The 15,945-nt window shown below is 40.9% G+C and carries 14 protein-coding genes; 12 read left to right on the top strand and 2 right to left on the bottom strand.

Annotation, left to right across the window (positions count from 1 at the left end; translation table 11 throughout):
- Positions 1 to 18: 18 nt before the first annotated feature.
- A complete protein-coding gene (locus EGX73_RS13975) occupies positions 19 to 837 on the bottom strand; it encodes an aldo/keto reductase (RefSeq protein WP_029486755.1) in 819 nt (272 codons plus the stop codon).
- 187 nt (positions 838 to 1,024) lie between these two features.
- Between EGX73_RS13975 and EGX73_RS13970 the strand changes: the two genes are divergently transcribed.
- Positions 1,025 to 1,675, top strand: a complete 651-nt coding sequence (locus tag EGX73_RS13970; RefSeq protein WP_029486756.1) for a hypothetical protein — start codon at positions 1,025 to 1,027, stop codon at positions 1,673 to 1,675.
- Between the two features lie 216 nt (positions 1,676 to 1,891).
- Here the strand turns inward: EGX73_RS13970 and EGX73_RS13965 are convergent, their stop codons facing one another.
- A complete protein-coding gene (locus EGX73_RS13965) occupies positions 1,892 to 3,085 on the bottom strand; it encodes an AraC family transcriptional regulator (protein ID WP_123867018.1) in 1,194 nt (397 codons plus the stop codon).
- Positions 3,086 to 3,250: 165 nt separating this feature from the next.
- Between EGX73_RS13965 and EGX73_RS13960 the strand changes: the two genes are divergently transcribed.
- From EGX73_RS13960 to EGX73_RS13910, 11 genes are all read left to right on the top strand, one after another.
- On the top strand, positions 3,251 to 4,705 hold the full coding sequence (locus EGX73_RS13960) for a DUF5597 domain-containing protein (RefSeq protein ID WP_236550262.1): 1,455 nt from the start codon (positions 3,251 to 3,253) through the stop codon (positions 4,703 to 4,705).
- A 166-nt stretch (positions 4,706 to 4,871) separates the two neighbouring features.
- The gene (gene hemW, locus EGX73_RS13955) at positions 4,872 to 6,047 is read left to right on the top strand and encodes a radical SAM family heme chaperone HemW (protein ID WP_172956418.1); all 1,176 of its coding nucleotides are present in this window, start codon (positions 4,872 to 4,874) and stop codon (positions 6,045 to 6,047) included.
- 191 nt (positions 6,048 to 6,238) lie between these two features.
- Positions 6,239 to 7,282 carry a heat-inducible transcriptional repressor HrcA gene (gene hrcA, locus EGX73_RS13950; protein ID WP_003126395.1) on the top strand — a complete coding sequence of 348 codons (1,044 nt, stop codon included), beginning with the start codon at positions 6,239 to 6,241 and terminating at the stop codon, positions 7,280 to 7,282.
- A 34-nt stretch (positions 7,283 to 7,316) separates the two neighbouring features.
- Entirely contained in the window at positions 7,317 to 7,883 is a 567-nt protein-coding gene (gene grpE, locus EGX73_RS13945; protein WP_003126396.1) for a nucleotide exchange factor GrpE, read from the top strand.
- Between the two features lie 37 nt (positions 7,884 to 7,920).
- A complete protein-coding gene (gene dnaK / locus EGX73_RS13940) occupies positions 7,921 to 9,750 on the top strand; it encodes a molecular chaperone DnaK (RefSeq protein WP_029486759.1) in 1,830 nt (609 codons plus the stop codon).
- Positions 9,751 to 9,876: 126 nt separating this feature from the next.
- Positions 9,877 to 11,043, top strand: coding sequence for a molecular chaperone DnaJ (gene dnaJ, locus EGX73_RS13935; protein WP_003126398.1), 1,167 nt, complete (start codon positions 9,877 to 9,879; stop codon positions 11,041 to 11,043).
- 109 nt (positions 11,044 to 11,152) lie between these two features.
- The gene (locus EGX73_RS13930) at positions 11,153 to 12,262 is read left to right on the top strand and encodes a glycerol dehydrogenase (protein ID WP_029486760.1); all 1,110 of its coding nucleotides are present in this window, start codon (positions 11,153 to 11,155) and stop codon (positions 12,260 to 12,262) included.
- 407 nt (positions 12,263 to 12,669) lie between these two features.
- A complete protein-coding gene (locus tag EGX73_RS13925) occupies positions 12,670 to 13,602 on the top strand; it encodes a PLP-dependent cysteine synthase family protein (protein ID WP_021149819.1) in 933 nt (310 codons plus the stop codon).
- A gap of 2 nt (positions 13,603 to 13,604) precedes the next feature.
- The gene (locus EGX73_RS13920; RefSeq protein WP_029486761.1) at positions 13,605 to 14,768 is read left to right on the top strand and encodes a cystathionine gamma-synthase; all 1,164 of its coding nucleotides are present in this window, start codon (positions 13,605 to 13,607) and stop codon (positions 14,766 to 14,768) included.
- On the top strand, positions 14,758 to 15,408 hold the full coding sequence (locus tag EGX73_RS13915; RefSeq protein ID WP_003126403.1) for a class I SAM-dependent methyltransferase: 651 nt from the start codon (positions 14,758 to 14,760) through the stop codon (positions 15,406 to 15,408). Before EGX73_RS13920 ends, EGX73_RS13915 begins: the two co-directional genes overlap by 11 nt.
- Positions 15,405 to 15,860, top strand: a complete 456-nt coding sequence (locus EGX73_RS13910) for an S-ribosylhomocysteine lyase (protein WP_003126404.1) — start codon at positions 15,405 to 15,407, stop codon at positions 15,858 to 15,860. The genes EGX73_RS13915 and EGX73_RS13910 overlap by 4 nt, the downstream gene beginning before the upstream one ends.
- Positions 15,861 to 15,945 lie beyond the last annotated feature (85 nt).

The raw sequence follows: 15,945 nt of genomic DNA, 5'->3' as shown, positions 1-15,945 counted from the left end.
TTTTTGCGTTAGGGACGTTTAGAGTTGATCTAAAAAGGCCATATCTTCATCGGAAATGGTAAAATCAACTTTTGCATTATCCAAAATATATTCTTCGTGAACGGATTTTGGCAATGGTAAAATGTCCTTTTGCAATAGATAACGAATAGATAATTGAGGGATCGAGCGTTGATAGTTCTCGGCAATTTTCTTGATGTCGGCATTATCCAGCAAGCGACCAGTCGCGATTGGTGAATAACCTTCCACTAAAAGGTCGTTGTCTTTACAGAATTGCAGCAACTCTTCATTTGTTTTTCCAATATGATAAATGATTTGATTGACCATTGGTTTCACATCGCAATGGTCAAAAATATTTTGCAGGTCATCTTGGTCAAAATTGGAAACACCAATCGATTTGATCAAACCACTTTGATACGCTTCTTCCAGTGCTTTCCAGACATCAATGTTTTCTTCGAAATATTTTTTTTGCTCCGGATTATCCCGCATGATTTTCCAAGGTCGTGGAGCATGGATCAAAACAAGATCGATATACTCAGTGTCAAGCTCTGCCATTGAGCGTTTGATGCTATCGACAGCTTCTTGAAAAGACTTCAGTTCAGCAGGAATTTTTGTCGTAACGAATATCTCTTCTCGAGGAACACCAGAATCTCGGAGGGCTTTGCCCACAGCCGCTTCGTTTTTATAGGCAGCAGCAGTATCCACATGACGATAGCCGTTTTCAAGAGCAAATTTTGTCGCATGATAGGCATCTTCCGGAGAGGACTGCCAAGTGCCCAATCCGATCTTTGGTATTTTGATTTGATTCTTCAGTGTGAATGTTTCATTCAGTAGACTCATAGTTTCCCAACTTTCTATTTTTTTTAAAAGCGTTTTCCTATCTATTACTTTAACCCGAGTAGCCTATAAGAAGTCAAGGGAAATGATTCTATTTAAATAAAAAAACGATCACTCGAGAGACAAATTGACATTTTCACAAGATATTGATAAATTGAACCAAATAATCTTTTCAGAAAGTGGGACGATCATGAATTTTGTAAAAGATGACTTTGCCTATTATCGGCGATCTTTTGAACAAATGTATCGCAGTTATTTCCAACGAAGAATGATTGTTGTTGGAATCGCTCTTTTGATTATTTGTGCTTATCTAGCGCTGATCCAAGAGGGATTTCTACTAAACTTGTTTTTGATTGCTGTTTTGCTCGTGTTGTTTGCTTGGCTTTATCTACGTTGGCAAGAAGTCGATCAAATAATTGCTGAATTTGAACAAGAAAATAGCGAACCGATCATTTATCAAATCGTAGAATTTGAAGATTATTATGCTGCCAAAAATAAAAACGGGCAGCAAGTGCGAATCAAGAAAAACGGCAATCGGAATTTTCCGTCTGCTAATAAAACGTACACGTTGATGGCAGGATTCAAAAAAGCATTTTTCCCTAAACAACCTCTTTTTATCTTTTACTATGATATGTTGGAGAATACTTATGATGAAGCCTATCGCATTAGAAGAAATGGACAAACTACTTTTAGCAAATGGTCCCGTTACTTTAGTTTCCGCTCGTTTCGTGCCTCCATTGGAAATGGCTTCCGCTTTATTTTAGGTAACCTGTTTTTCTTGTTTTTGATCTATCGATTGATTCGTTATCTGATTTCGCTCTTGCGGATGTTTATTCAATGATAGTAAAACGTATAGCCTGAAGAGCTTTTTTTCTCACTATAGCATGCGAAGGTCAGACCTAGTTAAATAAGTCGTTGTTAGCAAAAAATTACTGTGAGCAGTAGTTAACCCAAAACATGAGTCTTTTAAGGAGTGGAGAAATCCACTCCTTTTTTTATGGAGGGCAGAAAAAGACGGTTAACAACCTTGTTTAGAGAGAGTTTATAAGTTGATCCATCAACTATCAGTTGAACAAAAGACACTTGAGAAATAGTTTTTGCGATATTCTTTAGGAGAAATGATCGCAAATTGCTTGAATACTTGGATAAAGTGGCTTTGATTCGAAAAATGAAGCAATGCAGCTATTTCTTTATAGCTATAATCAGTAAACACTAACAAATGCTTTGCTTCCGCTACTTTCTGCAGATTGATATAGGTGTGGATCGTTTGGCCTACATGTTTTTTGAATTCTGTGCTCAGATGGGTGGGGTGTTTTTCAGTAAATTCAGCCAAATCGTTTAATGTAATTTTATCGTAAATATGCGTATCAATGTAATTGATGAGACTTCTGATCAAAAAACTTTTCTGGGTAGGAAATGCATGAATCAACCTCATGAAATGATAAGTACTTTCCTGAATATGGGTCAAACATTCCTGAACGTCATAAATATTTTGTAGTTTTTGGAGTAGTGTATCGGATAACCCATAGGCTTGACTCACCGGAACGCCTTCATTGATACTGACCCGAGTTAGAATGGTAATCAATCCTGAATACTTGTATTTCAAACTTTCTAGCTTGTTGTTTGCTAGTTCGACGCTGTAGGTGCTGCTCATTTTATGGAATAGCCAAAGAATTTTTTCGGGTTGATTTCGGCGTACAGCCTCTACGTAACGTTTCTCAAATTCAAACGAGTCCAAATAAGGATCCTCTAACCGTCGTTGATAAAGATTTTCTTCTAATAGGGTGGACGTATTGGAATTTGCTTGTTTCTCTGGAACGCTCCAACGAAACTTGTTGGCATCAGGGATGGCTCTTTTTAGGATCGTGTAAAACAATTCAACGAAAGCGACAAAAGATTCTCGACTTTCTTTCGAGTAATGGACCCCAGCAATGTAATCATATCCTTGAAAAGGAAATGATCTTTTGTTAGTACCTAATATCCCGCAAGGTCCAATCAGCACATTGCCAATTGAAGAATCTGGTAGATCACAAGTAAAGCCGCTGAAAAAAAAGTCATCTCCTTCAAAAAACGTCACCACATCCAATTCAGTCGATTGGCTGGTAAGGAAAAAATGTTCCGCCACTTGTTTATCAGTTATGAAGGAATTACGAGGAATCACCACTTGCTGTTTTTCATCGAAGATAAATAAAGGAATCAAATATTTATCGTAGAGTTTTTTCACAATTGATTCTAGTGCTGCTCGATTCATCAAAAACCTCATTTCTGTTTTTTTAGTATGAATTCTCTTTTTTTAGTATACCTTATTTTAGAAGATTCCTATAATAGAATTACGACTAAAAACGCTTGCAACTACCTGAGAGGGATAGTCGATCAAAACGTGACTATCTGTCTGAGAAGAAAAAGGAGGACAATGATGAAACAACGACAGCATTCTCAAAAATTGATACTAGGAGGAGAAGTCCATAACTCCACTGCTTCCTCTATCGCTTACATGGAGGAAAAAGTATGGGACAAGATTGACAAAGTTGCGATCAATACCCTTTTGATACCTATTTATTGGGAGCTGATCGAACCACAGCCTAATCAGTTTGATTTTTCATTAATTGATTCCCATTTGGAAAATGCCGCTGAGAAGAAAATCGATGTGATTTTTTTGTGGTTTGGCCTTTGGAAGAATGGCTTATCCACGTATGTTCCTGAATGGATCAAAACGGATCCCAAATATTTTCGCATAGAGGATAGCGACGGAAACAAGATGAATAGTTATAGTCCGCTATGTCAAGATGTGATAGCACAGGCTCATTCAGCCTTTGCCGCCATCTGCGACTACTTGGGAAGCCATCCTTTGCGGGCCTTTATCAGAATGGTGCAGATTGAAAACGAGATTGGTAGTCTTGGCACTAGTCGTGATCATTCGTCAGCAGCAGAAAAAGTCTATCAGATGGCGTTGCCGCAAGAAATCAGAAACCTCTATCCTGGAGCTAAAAAATGGTCAGAAGTACCCTTTGGGGATGAAGTGTTTATGGCATATCATTATGCCGCAGCAATCCAAGACTATGCAAAGATTGCAAGAAAACGTTTAGCGTTGCCGTTATTTACGAATGTATGGCTCAAAAAGCCAGACAGGCGGCCGGGAGAATATCCTAGTGGTGGCGCTGTATCCACCACTTGGCAAGTTTGGAAAGTTATTGCCTCTCAGTTGGATTTTATTGCCCCAGATATTTACGAAGAAGAAATCAAACCGATCATCGCGGAATACGGGAATGATCAGCCGTTGTTAATTCCGGAAACCCGAATTGACAAAAGATATATTTCGAATCTATTTTATGCTTTTGGTCAAGGAGCAATCGGCTATTCACCTTTTGGTATCGAAGATCTTCTAACGGATGATACTAGTCAGGATTACCGCTTTTTATCCCAGTTAGGATTAGCGAAAGACGCCTTTGATTCTTCCGATACACTGCCTCATTTAAACCAAGGGTATCGAATCATCGCCGCCCTTGAGCCACTGTTGCAAGATCAGGAAGCTCAAATCTTCTCATTTAAAAAAGAAGGGGCTCAGAACCAAATTGTGTATGAAAATGGTCAGGATCGCTGGGCAGTCAAATTATTTTCTCGAGACAAAATGATCAATTCCGCAGGTCTGATCATTAAACACAAAGAATATTACTATCTCACCGGTGCTAATTTCGCATTGGATCTGCAAGCGCAGCAGGGTTCTAATCCTTTAGGTATCCTTTCTTTAGAAGAGGGGGGTCTACAAGATGGGCAATGGCGGACAAATCGTCGCCTGAATGGGGATGAAGCCTATTTCCCATTTATCGGTGAAGATTTTAAAATTTTGCGCATGCGATTGTATTCTTATTAACGGATAGCAGTGAGATCTGCTTCTAACTACTTTTAATGCAGAGGCGTTTCGAGATAATCTTACTTATGATAGAATGGGGAGCGGATATACCTCGGATCAGGTTCATTTGCTGCGAGCCGTATTTGTGCAGTTGAACGTTGATTTGATCTCTGAAAGGAATAAAAATATGCAAAACATGAATAAGATTCCAATCAATACACTTCCCACCAGTACTTCTGCCTATATTCACATCCCATTCTGTGAACATATTTGTTATTACTGTGACTTTAATAAAGTTTTTTTAGAAGGGCAACCGGTTGATGAATACATCGAGTGTTTGCTGAAAGAAATCGCTCTAACGGTGAGCAAACAACCAATCACTACTTGTGAGACGATTTATATTGGCGGCGGAACGCCGACTTCCCTTTCGGCTGCGCAGCTAGACCTTCTGATTACAGGCATACATGAATTACTGCCCACGCAAACGACCAAAGAATTTACGGTAGAGGCCAATCCTGGGGATTTAACGGAAGATAAATTGCTAGTTTTGAAAAATCTGGGCATTGATCGGTTGTCGATGGGGGTGCAGACTTTTGATAACCGCTTGTTAAAGAAAATCGGCCGCAAGCACACGGCAGAGGATGTCTATCAAACGATTCGGTTGTTAGATAAACATGATTTTCAAAATATTACGATCGATCTGATTTATGCTTTACCTGGACAAACGATGGAAAGTTTTCGAGATACGCTAACACGAGCGATTGATTTGGGTTTGCCTCACTATGCTATGTATTCACTGATTTTAGAGAACAAAACGATGTTCATGAATTGGGTTAGGCAAGGGAAAATGGAGTTGCCTTCTCAGGAATCTGAGACACAAATGTTTGAAGAAGCCATCACTGCAATGGCTAAAGCTGGCTTATCGCAATATGAGATCAGTAATTTTTCCCGGCCAGGATATGAGTCTAAGCACAATCTTGTTTATTGGAATAATGAACATTATTACGGATTTGGCGCAGGAGCGAGTGGTTATATCGGACAGACGAGATACAAAAACTTTGGACCGATCCAGCACTATCTGCGTCCATTGAGGGAAGATCAACTGCCGATCCATGAAACAGAATCGTTAACGACCAGCAATCAAATGGAAGAAGAAATGTTTCTTGGATTACGGAAGAAACAAGGTGTATCGAAAACAGCCTTTTCAAATAAATTTGCCTGTTCTTTTGATTCGATCTATGGCAATGTCGTTGAAGAACTTTCTAAAAATGGCTGGTTAGTCTCAGAAGGAGACCGCGTTTATTTAACAAAGTCTGGGATGTTTATCGGCAATGATGTATTTGAAAAATTTTTATTAAGTTAAGAATAACCAAGAAGATCGAGCTGTTTTCGATCTTCTTTTTTTGGAGCTAATTGACAATGAAGTGGATTAGCACTCTCTCTATAAGAGTGCTAAAAATCTGTGTCAAATTCTTGACATTCGTAGGAAATATGGTATATTAATAATCGTGTTAGCACTTAATGTGAAAGAGTGCTAACGGAGGAGTGGATAAGATGTTGACACAACGACAACAAACTATTTTACACCTCATCATCCAAAATTATACGGATACTGGTCAGCCTACGGGCTCCAAACGATTGATGGAGGATGGGGTTGAAGCAAGTTCGGCTACCATCCGCAATGAGATGAAGGCCTTAGAAGAAGCGGGTCTCTTATTGAAGACACATTCCTCTTCTGGACGTGTTCCTTCAATGGCCGGCTACCGCTATTACGTTGATCACTTATTAAGACCATCAAAAGTCAATCAAAATGAGATCAAAGCAATTCGCCATTCCTTGGGGAAAGAATTTCATGAAATCAATGAAATCATTCAGCAATCTGCTACGATCCTATCCAATCTTACGAGCTATACCGCATTATCGTTAGGACCGGATGTCAAAGAACGGAAATTGACTGGCTTTCGGATCGTACCTTTGAATGCACGACAAATTATTGCTATCATTGTTACGGATAAAGGCAATGTTGAAAATCAGATTTTTTCATTACCTTCATCGATGGATAGCAGCGACTTAGAAAAGATGGTTCGGATTATCAATGAAAAATTAGTGGGTGAACCGCTCATGACGGTCTATCATCGATTGCGAACAGAGATTCCGATGATTTTGCACAAGTATTTTCAAACAACAGAAGGAATCATTGATTTATTCGATGATATGTTGAGTCATCTCTTTGAAGAGAAAATTTACGTCGGCGGACGGATGAATCTATTAGATTTTGAACCAAGTCAAGATGTTCGTCAGTTTAAGTCGATGTACTCTTTCATGAAAAATGCAGAAGAACTCACACAATTATTGGCACCGAGAGACTCCACGATTCAGATCCGCATTGGTCAGGAACTAGGGAATGAATTACTCCAAAATATGAGTTTGATTCAAGCAAGCTATGACATTGAAGGTCATGGCCAAGGGACGATTGCTTTATTAGGTCCTTCTAGTATGCCTTATTCGCGAATGTTTGGACTGATGGATGCCTTTCGTCGAGAATTAGCAATGACATTGGCTGATTACTATCGCACACTAGATGCAAACAGTGAATGATCAAATAAGTGAATTATAGAAGGGATGGTAGCAAGTGTCAGAAAAAGAAGAACAGGTAGAAAAAGATCTTGAGACAACTGAAGAGCCTCTGACAGAACCGTCAGAAGAAGAAATCGATGCAGCTGGCCTATCAGAAGCAGAAGTAGAAAAAAGCGAGATCGACAGTTTAAAAGAAAAAAACAATGAACTAGAAGACCAATTTCTGCGCGCACGGGCCGAAATCGCTAATATTACAGCAAGAAACCGTAATGAACGTGAATTGTTGCAAAAATACCGTTCGCAAGATTTGGGCAAAAAATTATTGCCAGCGATCGATAATTTGGAACGCGCTATGGCAGCAAATGTGGAAGAAGACCAAGCGGCTAACTTGAAAAAAGGTGTCGAAATGGTGTTGGAAAGTTTGCGTCAAGCGTTGAAAGAAGAAGGAATCGAAGAAATTCCTGCTGAAGGAGAAACTTTCGATCCCAATCTTCATCAAGCGGTACAGACCGTACCTGCGACAGAAGATGTGCCTGCGGATACGATCGTCACAGTATTGCAAAAGGGCTATAAGCTGCATGATCGTGTCTTGCGTGCAAGTATGGTTATCGTAGCACAATAAATAAAAAGAACGATGAATGAAAAGGAGCGTATTACTTATGAGTAAAATTATCGGTATTGACTTAGGTACAACTAATTCAGCTGTTGCTGTCCTAGAAGGCGGCGAAGCAAAAATCATCACCAATCCAGAAGGAAATCGTACAACACCATCTGTTGTTTCATTTAAAAACGGCGAGATCCAAGTAGGGGAAGTTGCTAAACGTCAAGCAGTTACGAACCCTAACACGATTTCATCAATCAAACGTCATATGGGTGAAGCTGGCTATAAAGTAGAAGTTGAAGGGAAATCATACACTCCTCAAGAAATCTCTGCAATGGTCCTACAATATATCAAAGGATTTGCTGAAGATTATCTAGGAGAAAAAGTAGACAAAGCAGTTATCACTGTTCCTGCTTACTTCAATGATGCACAACGTCAAGCAACAAAAGATGCTGGTAAAATTGCCGGATTAGAAGTAGAACGAATCGTCAACGAACCAACAGCAGCAGCTTTAGCTTATGGATTAGACAAAACAGACAAAGACGAAAAAATCCTAGTCTTCGACCTTGGTGGGGGTACATTTGACGTATCGATCCTTGAATTAGGGGATGGCGTATTCGATGTGTTGTCTACTGCTGGGGACAACAATTTAGGTGGAGATGACTTTGATAACAAGATTATCGATCACATGGTTGCAGAATTCAAAAAAGAAAATGGCATTGATTTAGGTAAAGACAAAATGGCATTGCAACGTCTGAAAGATGCTGCTGAAAAAGCGAAAAAAGACCTTTCAGGTGTGACAAGTACACAAATCAGCTTGCCATTTATTACAGCTGGCGATGCTGGTCCATTGCACTTAGAAATGACATTGACACGGGCAAAATTTGATGAATTAACCGCTGATTTAGTCGAACGGACAAAAGTTCCTGTACGTCAAGCGCTAAAAGATGCTGGTCTTTCACAATCTGAAATCGATGAAGTGATCTTAGTCGGTGGATCAACTCGGATTCCTGCAGTCGTCGAAGCAGTTCGCAAAGAAACCAATAAAGAACCAAACAAATCAGTGAACCCAGATGAAGTTGTAGCAATGGGTGCTGCGATTCAAGGTGGCGTGATCACTGGTGATGTGAAAGATGTCGTTTTACTTGATGTCACACCATTATCATTGGGTATCGAAACAATGGGCGGCGTCTTTACGAAGTTGATCGATCGCAATACGACGATCCCAACAAGCAAATCACAAGTCTTCTCAACAGCTGCAGACAATCAACCTGCTGTAGACATCCATGTCCTACAAGGCGAACGTCCAATGGCTGCTGACAACAAGACATTAGGAAGATTCCAATTAACGGAAATTCCACCAGCACCTCGAGGAATTCCACAAATCGAAGTAACATTTGATATTGATAAAAATGGTATCGTAAATGTATCTGCAAAAGATTTAGGAACTCAAAAAGAACAAAAAATCACGATCAAATCTTCTTCAGGTCTAACCGATGAAGAAATTGAACGGATGGTTAAAGATGCGGAAGCAAATGCGGAAGCAGACAAACAACGTAAAGAAGAAGTTGATTTGCGTAATGATGTCGACGCATTACTATTCACTGTTGACAAAACATTGAAAGAGCTTGAAGGCAAGGTAGATGCCGATGAAGTGAAGAAAGCGGAAGAAGCTCGTGATGAGTTGAAATCTGCTGTCGATGCAAACAATATCGAAGAAATGAAAACAAAACGCGATGCATTGAATGAAATCGTACAAAACTTGACAGTGAAGTTGTATGAGCAAGCTGCACAACAACAAGCACAAGAAAATCCAGAAGCTGCACAAGGCGGCGCAGACGATGTGGTAGACGCCGATTTTGAAGAAGTAGACGGCGACGATAAATAATCGCTGTTTGTGAAAAAGCCAAAGTCACCACTTTGGCTTTTTCTTATGAATTTCTGAAACGTATTTTTCTGAAGCAAATTATATGCTAAAATACGAGGGACGCAAGAAAATAGTGGAGGGAAGCCAATGGCAGACAAAAGAGATTATTATGAGGTCTTAGGTCTACAAAAAGGGGCTTCGGATGACGAAATAAAAAAAGCATATCGGAAGCTTTCCAAAAAGTATCATCCAGACATCAATAAAGAACCTGATGCAGAAGCAAAATTCAAAGAAATTTCTGAAGCATATGAAATACTGAGCGATCCTCAAAAACGAGCTGCTTACGATCAATATGGTCACGCGGGAACTGATCCGAACTACGGTGGTGGTTATGGCGGCGGCTTTGGCGGCTTTAACGGCGGGGGATTCTCCGGTGGCGGCTTTGGTGGATTTGAAGACATCTTTGAATCATTCTTTGGCGGCGGTGGCAGAACGGCAAATCCAAATGCTCCGCGACAAGGAGCTGATTTGCAATATGCTGTGGATCTTTCTTTCGAAGAAGCGATTTTTGGTGTGGAAAAAAATATTCAGTATAACCGCGAAGAAACCTGTCATACTTGTGGCGGTAATGGCGCAAAACCAGGAACACAACCTGAAACCTGTCATAAATGTCATGGCTCAGGTACGATCAATGTGGAACGTCAAACACCTCTTGGTCGTGTCATGAGCCGTCAAACCTGTGATGTATGTCACGGTACAGGGAAAGAAATCAAAGAACCTTGTATGACTTGTCATGGCACAGGACACGAAAAGAAAAAACATAGCGTCAAAGTCAATGTACCCGCTGGCGTGGAAGATGGTCAACAAATGCGCCTATCCGGTCAAGGAGAAGCTGGCAGCAATGGCGGACCTTATGGAGACCTGTATGTCGTTTTCCGTGTTGAGGAAAGTGATATCTTCGATCGTGATGGATCCGAAATTTATTACGAATTACCATTGAACTTTGTTCAAGCAGCTTTAGGTGACGAGGTCAATGTTCCGACTGTTCACGGAAATGTCAAATTGAAGATTCCTGCTGGTACCCAGACGGGCACGAATTTCCGTCTAAGAGGCAAAGGTGCACCAAAATTACGTGGCAATGGCAATGGTGACCAACAAGTCAAAGTTAAGTTGATCACACCAAAGAATTTGAATGAAGAACAAAAAGAAGCGTTACGGGCTTATGCAAAAGCAAGCGGCCATGTAACCAATGAGCAACAACCTGAAGGATTTTTTGATAAAATGAAAGATGCCTTTGGTGGTAAGAAAAAATAAAAAGCGGAGCCTGAAGAAAACCACTTTTTCAGGCTGCGCTTTTACTAGCGTTTGTGAAAATTTTAACAATGTCGGGAATTGGTATAAAAAACTGAAAGTAGGAGAGTTCATGGAAAAAATATTTGTTAGTCCGCAGCGCTACATTCAAGGAGAAAACGTATTAAAAAAAGGCTTGCACTATATTAGCTCATTAGGAGATAAATTATTACTAATAACCGATCCATTTGTTTGGAGGATTGCTGGCGAAGAACTGGCAAGCGATTTAGCCCATCTAGGAATCGAAGTAACCTTAGCAAATTTCAGCGGTGAATCCTCCAATGCAGAAATCAGACGTATTGCAAAAGAAGCAGAAAGAGCAGAAGCGGCAGCAGTTGTTGCTCTTGGTGGCGGAAAGGTGATCGATACCGGTAAAGCAGTGGCCCATCATTTGAAGCGAGCGGTTGCTGTCGTACCAACAGTTGCCTCAACAGATGCCCCTACCTCCTCCATCTCGGTTCTTTATTCGAAAGAAGGGAAATTTGAACAGTATAGTTATTATCCGAAGAATCCAGAACTGGTCTTGGTTGATACAACTCTGTTAGCCAAGGCCCCTGCAAAATTATTAACTTTCGGCATCGCCGATGGATTGGCGACGTATGTTGAAGCCAGAGCAGTAGCTAAAAGCGGCGCTCAGAATCTTGTAGGAGGACGGCCGACTTTAGCAGCTATGGCAATTGCTGAGAAATGTGAAGCAGTGCTGTTTGCCAATGGGGTCGCTGCCTATAAGGCCAATCAGCAGCAACAGGTAACAGCCGCTTTCGATCAAGTAGTGGAGGCGAATACACTTTTGAGCGGACTAGGATTTGAAAGTGGAGGACTAGCAGCAGCTCATGCGATCCATAATGGGTTGACAGCCGCTACTGGGAAGTTCCACCAACTTTCTCACGGAGAAAAAATTGCCTATACGACGTTGATGCAATTGCTGTTGGAACAAGATACAAACGAGTTGGAACGTTATATTGTTTTATATCAAGCTCTGGGGTTACCAACAACGTTAGCAGAAATGCAGATGGACTCACTTAGCGATCAGGAATTACTAGCAATCGGTATTCAAGCCACTATCCCTAATGAAACGATCCATCGAATGCCCTTTAAGATCACAGCAGAAGAGGTAGCAAATGCATTTCAGGCTGTCGATGCATATGTCACCAAAAATTTTTCACAAAGAAAAAAAGATTGACTTCTATTTTTTCCCATGCTATTTTGTTTACAAGCTTAAAAAGGAGGGGACGTAGACATGACAAACAACAACTTGGCATTGGTATGTTGTTGTTGTATGGTGCTAAAAAGCAGCATACTGATTTGTCATGCCTATTAATCGTTCCCTCATCTGGATAAATCACTCTAAGAGTCTCTTTCGTTGGGAAAGAGTCCTAGAGTCATTCTCTAAGAGGTACTGATTGAATAGTCAGTGCCTCTTTTTGTTTGCCTTGATTTACCTTGCAAAGATCTGTAAACAAAGACAGATCATGCCTTTTTAAGCAGGTGATCACCTAGGAATGACCAATTGTAAAACGCAGTGCCTCTGATTTGCTGCAGCATTTTAGCGGACTGACAACAAAAATTTCATTGAAAAGAAGGTTGCCCATGATCGTATCAGATATCAAAGAATTAATTGGTAAGACACCGATTTTTCAGTTTTTAGCCACTGACTACGGAGGAGAAAGCCAAAGCCGGATCTATGCGAAATTAGAATACTTAAACCCTGGAGGTAGTATCAAAGACCGATTAGGCAGTTATTTGATCTCGGAAGCAGTTGCTGCTGGAAGAATAACGAAAGACACAACCGTGATTGAACCCACCGCTGGCAATACTGGGATCGGCTTAGCTTTAGCCGGTTTGGCATATGGATTAGACATGCTTTTTGTGATTCCAGAAACATTCAGTCAAGAAAAACAACAACTAATTAAAGCCTTAGGAGCACGAATCATTCACTCGCCTAGTCAAGAAGGCATGCAAGGGGCAATCAGGAAAGCCAAATTTCTTGCTGATCAATTGCCAAACTCTTTTTTGCCGCTACAGTTTGAAAATGAACAAAATCCGGCTGCCTATTATCGAACACTAGGTCCGGAAATCGTTCAAGAAATTCCTGAGAGAATTGACAGTTTTGTAGCAGGAGTGGGGAGTGGCGGGACTTTCGCCGGGACAGGCTCGTATTTAAAGTCGATAGATTCTACTATACGTTTGATTGCTGTGGAACCAGAAGGATCGATCTTGAATGGCGGGCCTGCTCATGAACATGCGATCGAGGGGATAGGCGTTGAAGAGAGGCCGATCTTTTTTAAGAGTCTTATGCCAGACAGCATTGAGACTATCAGTGATCCAGAGGGATTTTATTATACCCGGTTGCTGGCAGCCCGTCATGGTCTATTGGTAGGCAGTTCCAGCGGTGCAGCATTTGCAGCCGCTATCCGAGAAAGCAAGCGACTGCCAAAGGGAAGCACGATCGTCACTATCTTTCCTGACAGTGGAGATCGCTACTTGTCAAAAAATATTTATGGTCAACTAGAGGAGGCATAAACATGGAATTTCGCACAAAATTGATTCATGCTGGGATCAGTCAAGATCAAGAAACGGGGGCTGTCAGTGTACCTATCTATCAAACGTCTACCTACAAGCAAGTAGCTGTGGGACAGCCAAAACAATATGAGTACTCTCGTTCAGGCAATCCTACACGGTTTGCATTAGAAGAACTGATTGCTGAACTGGAAGAAGGCATACGTGGGTTTGCTTTTGCTTCAGGTTTAGCAGCAACCCATACTATTTTTTCTTTATTTCAGTCCGGAGACCATATTTTGTTGGGAGATGATGTCTATGGAGGCACCTTTCGACTGCTTCAGAAAATCTTCAAAAAGAATGGATTGACGTATACATTGGTCAAGACTGATGATCCCCAAGCGATTCAGCGGATTGCCGCAGCGATTCGGCCAGAAACAAGAGGAATCTTTCTGGAGACGCCTACTAATCCTTTGTTGAAAATCACAGATATTCAACAAGTTGCCACGATTGCTAAGAAAAAGGATCTCTTGACCATCGTTGATAACACATTTGCGACACCTTATTTTCAGCGTCCACTGGCATTAGGTGCCGATATTGTCATTCATAGTGCAACGAAATATCTGGGGGGCCATAGTGATGTCGTTGCTGGGTTGGTCGTAACCAATCAAGCGGAACTAGCTGAGCAAATTGGTTTTCTGCAAAATGCTATAGGTGGTGTGTTAGGGCCTCATGACAGCTGGCTAGTTCAGCGGAGCATCAAAACATTGGCTTTGAGGATGGAAGCCCATCAAGCCAATGCACTAAAAATCGCCACATTGCTTCAAGAACATGCAGCTGTAGCCAGAGTTTATTATCCGGGGTTATCAAGCCATAAAGGACATGAGATCGCCAAAAAACAAATGTCTGGTTTTAGCGGGATGATTTCATTTGAATTAAAAGCCGAAAACCGAGTAGCTGCGTTTGTTGAATCGCTAACTATTTTTACACTAGCTGAAAGCTTAGGTGGCGTTGAAAGTTTAGTTGAAGTTCCTGCGGTCATGACGCATGCTTCAATTCCACCTTCAATCAGAGAAAAAGCGGGAATCAAAGATGGCTTGATCCGTTTGTCTATTGGTATTGAAGACGCTGCCGATTTATGGACGGACTTAAAGCAAGGATTAGAAAGGGTGCTGGAAGATGGGGCGTGAATTCATTCCGATTTTTTCTGAGTGGGCCAAGCAATATGACGAGACCGTCAAAGGGAAGGATGAAGAATATCGGGAGGTTTTTCTTCATTATCCAGAATTGTTAGCAAATATTGCTGAAAAAGCAGGAGATTCTGTGATAGAATTTGGTAGTGGTACGGGAAATTTGACGTTGGAGTTGATTCGAAGAAAGAAAACAGTGTTCGCGATCGAGCCATCGGCTGCGATGCGTCAAGTAGCTGAGGCAAAGCCGGAGTTGTCACAGGTAACTTTTATTGATGGAGATATGGAACAATTTCCACAGATCAATTTTCCAATCGATACGATCGTTTCTAGTTATGTCTTTCATCACTTGAATGAAACAGAGAAACAGCGAGTGATTAAAAGATATAAAGCGCTGCTTTCTGAAGGCGGAAAAGTCATTATAGGGGATACGATGTTTTTATCCCCTGAGCATAAAGAAAGCATCCTAAGACAGGCAATCAAAGCCAATCACTTACGATTAGCAGCGGATCTGCAACGAGAATACTACCCATTGATACCAGATATTGAAACCTATTTTCGAGCCAATGGTTTTACCAGTCGCTTTAAACAAATCAATGCTTTTGTTTGGCTCGTCGAAGCGAGAGGAGAAAAAGAATGAAAATGAACGTGGAAAGCTTTAATCTAGATCATACGAAAGTCAAGGCACCTTATGTACGGGTCGCTGACAAAAAACAAGGAACAAAAGATACGATTATCAAATATGATGTTCGATTGAAACAACCGAATCAAGCACATATGGAGATGGCTAGCCTCCACTCATTAGAGCACTTGACCGCAGAATTGATTCGTAATCATGCCGATTACATTGTTGACTGGTCTCCGATGGGCTGTCAAACAGGATTTTATCTAACGGTTTTAAATCATGAAGATTATGATGAAATTTTAACTGTGTTAGAAAAAACGATGGAAGATGTGTTGAAAGCGACAGAAGTTCCAGCTAGTAACGAAGTCCAATGCGGCTGGGCAGCCAACCATACCTTAGAAGGCGCCCAACAATTGGCAAGGGAGTTTTTAGCCGAACGGGAGAACTGGTCAACCGTCTTTGCTTAAATCCATTCTAAAAAGCTGTAAGCCACACGAAACATTTCAGCGTGGTTTACAGCTTTTTTTGTTTTGTTACGTAGAAAGAACCTTC

The organism is Enterococcus sp. FDAARGOS_553 (assembly GCF_003812305.1).
In the GTDB taxonomy this organism is placed as follows: Bacteria; Bacillota; Bacilli; order Lactobacillales; family Enterococcaceae; genus Enterococcus_D; species Enterococcus_D gallinarum.
The sequence above is the reverse complement of the archived record's forward strand: the minus strand, read 5'-3'. Positions and strand labels throughout refer to the sequence as shown.

Coding starts and splice junctions, on each gene's coding strand:
- EGX73_RS13975 (WP_029486755.1), bottom strand. CDS start 837: ATGAGTCTACTGAATGAAACATTCACACTGAAGAATCAAATCAAAATA.
- EGX73_RS13970 (WP_029486756.1), top strand. CDS start 1,025: ATGAATTTTGTAAAAGATGACTTTGCCTATTATCGGCGATCTTTTGAA.
- EGX73_RS13965 (WP_123867018.1), bottom strand. CDS start 3,085: ATGAATCGAGCAGCACTAGAATCAATTGTGAAAAAACTCTACGATAAA.
- EGX73_RS13960 (WP_236550262.1), top strand. CDS start 3,251: ATGAAACAACGACAGCATTCTCAAAAATTGATACTAGGAGGAGAAGTC.
- hemW (WP_172956418.1), top strand. CDS start 4,872: ATGCAAAACATGAATAAGATTCCAATCAATACACTTCCCACCAGTACT.
- hrcA (WP_003126395.1), top strand. CDS start 6,239: ATGTTGACACAACGACAACAAACTATTTTACACCTCATCATCCAAAAT.
- dnaK (WP_029486759.1), top strand. CDS start 7,921: ATGAGTAAAATTATCGGTATTGACTTAGGTACAACTAATTCAGCTGTT.
- dnaJ (WP_003126398.1), top strand. CDS start 9,877: ATGGCAGACAAAAGAGATTATTATGAGGTCTTAGGTCTACAAAAAGGG.
- EGX73_RS13930 (WP_029486760.1), top strand. CDS start 11,153: ATGGAAAAAATATTTGTTAGTCCGCAGCGCTACATTCAAGGAGAAAAC.
- EGX73_RS13925 (WP_021149819.1), top strand. CDS start 12,670: ATGATCGTATCAGATATCAAAGAATTAATTGGTAAGACACCGATTTTT.
- EGX73_RS13920 (WP_029486761.1), top strand. CDS start 13,605: ATGGAATTTCGCACAAAATTGATTCATGCTGGGATCAGTCAAGATCAA.
- EGX73_RS13915 (WP_003126403.1), top strand. CDS start 14,758: ATGGGGCGTGAATTCATTCCGATTTTTTCTGAGTGGGCCAAGCAATAT.
- EGX73_RS13910 (WP_003126404.1), top strand. CDS start 15,405: ATGAAAATGAACGTGGAAAGCTTTAATCTAGATCATACGAAAGTCAAG.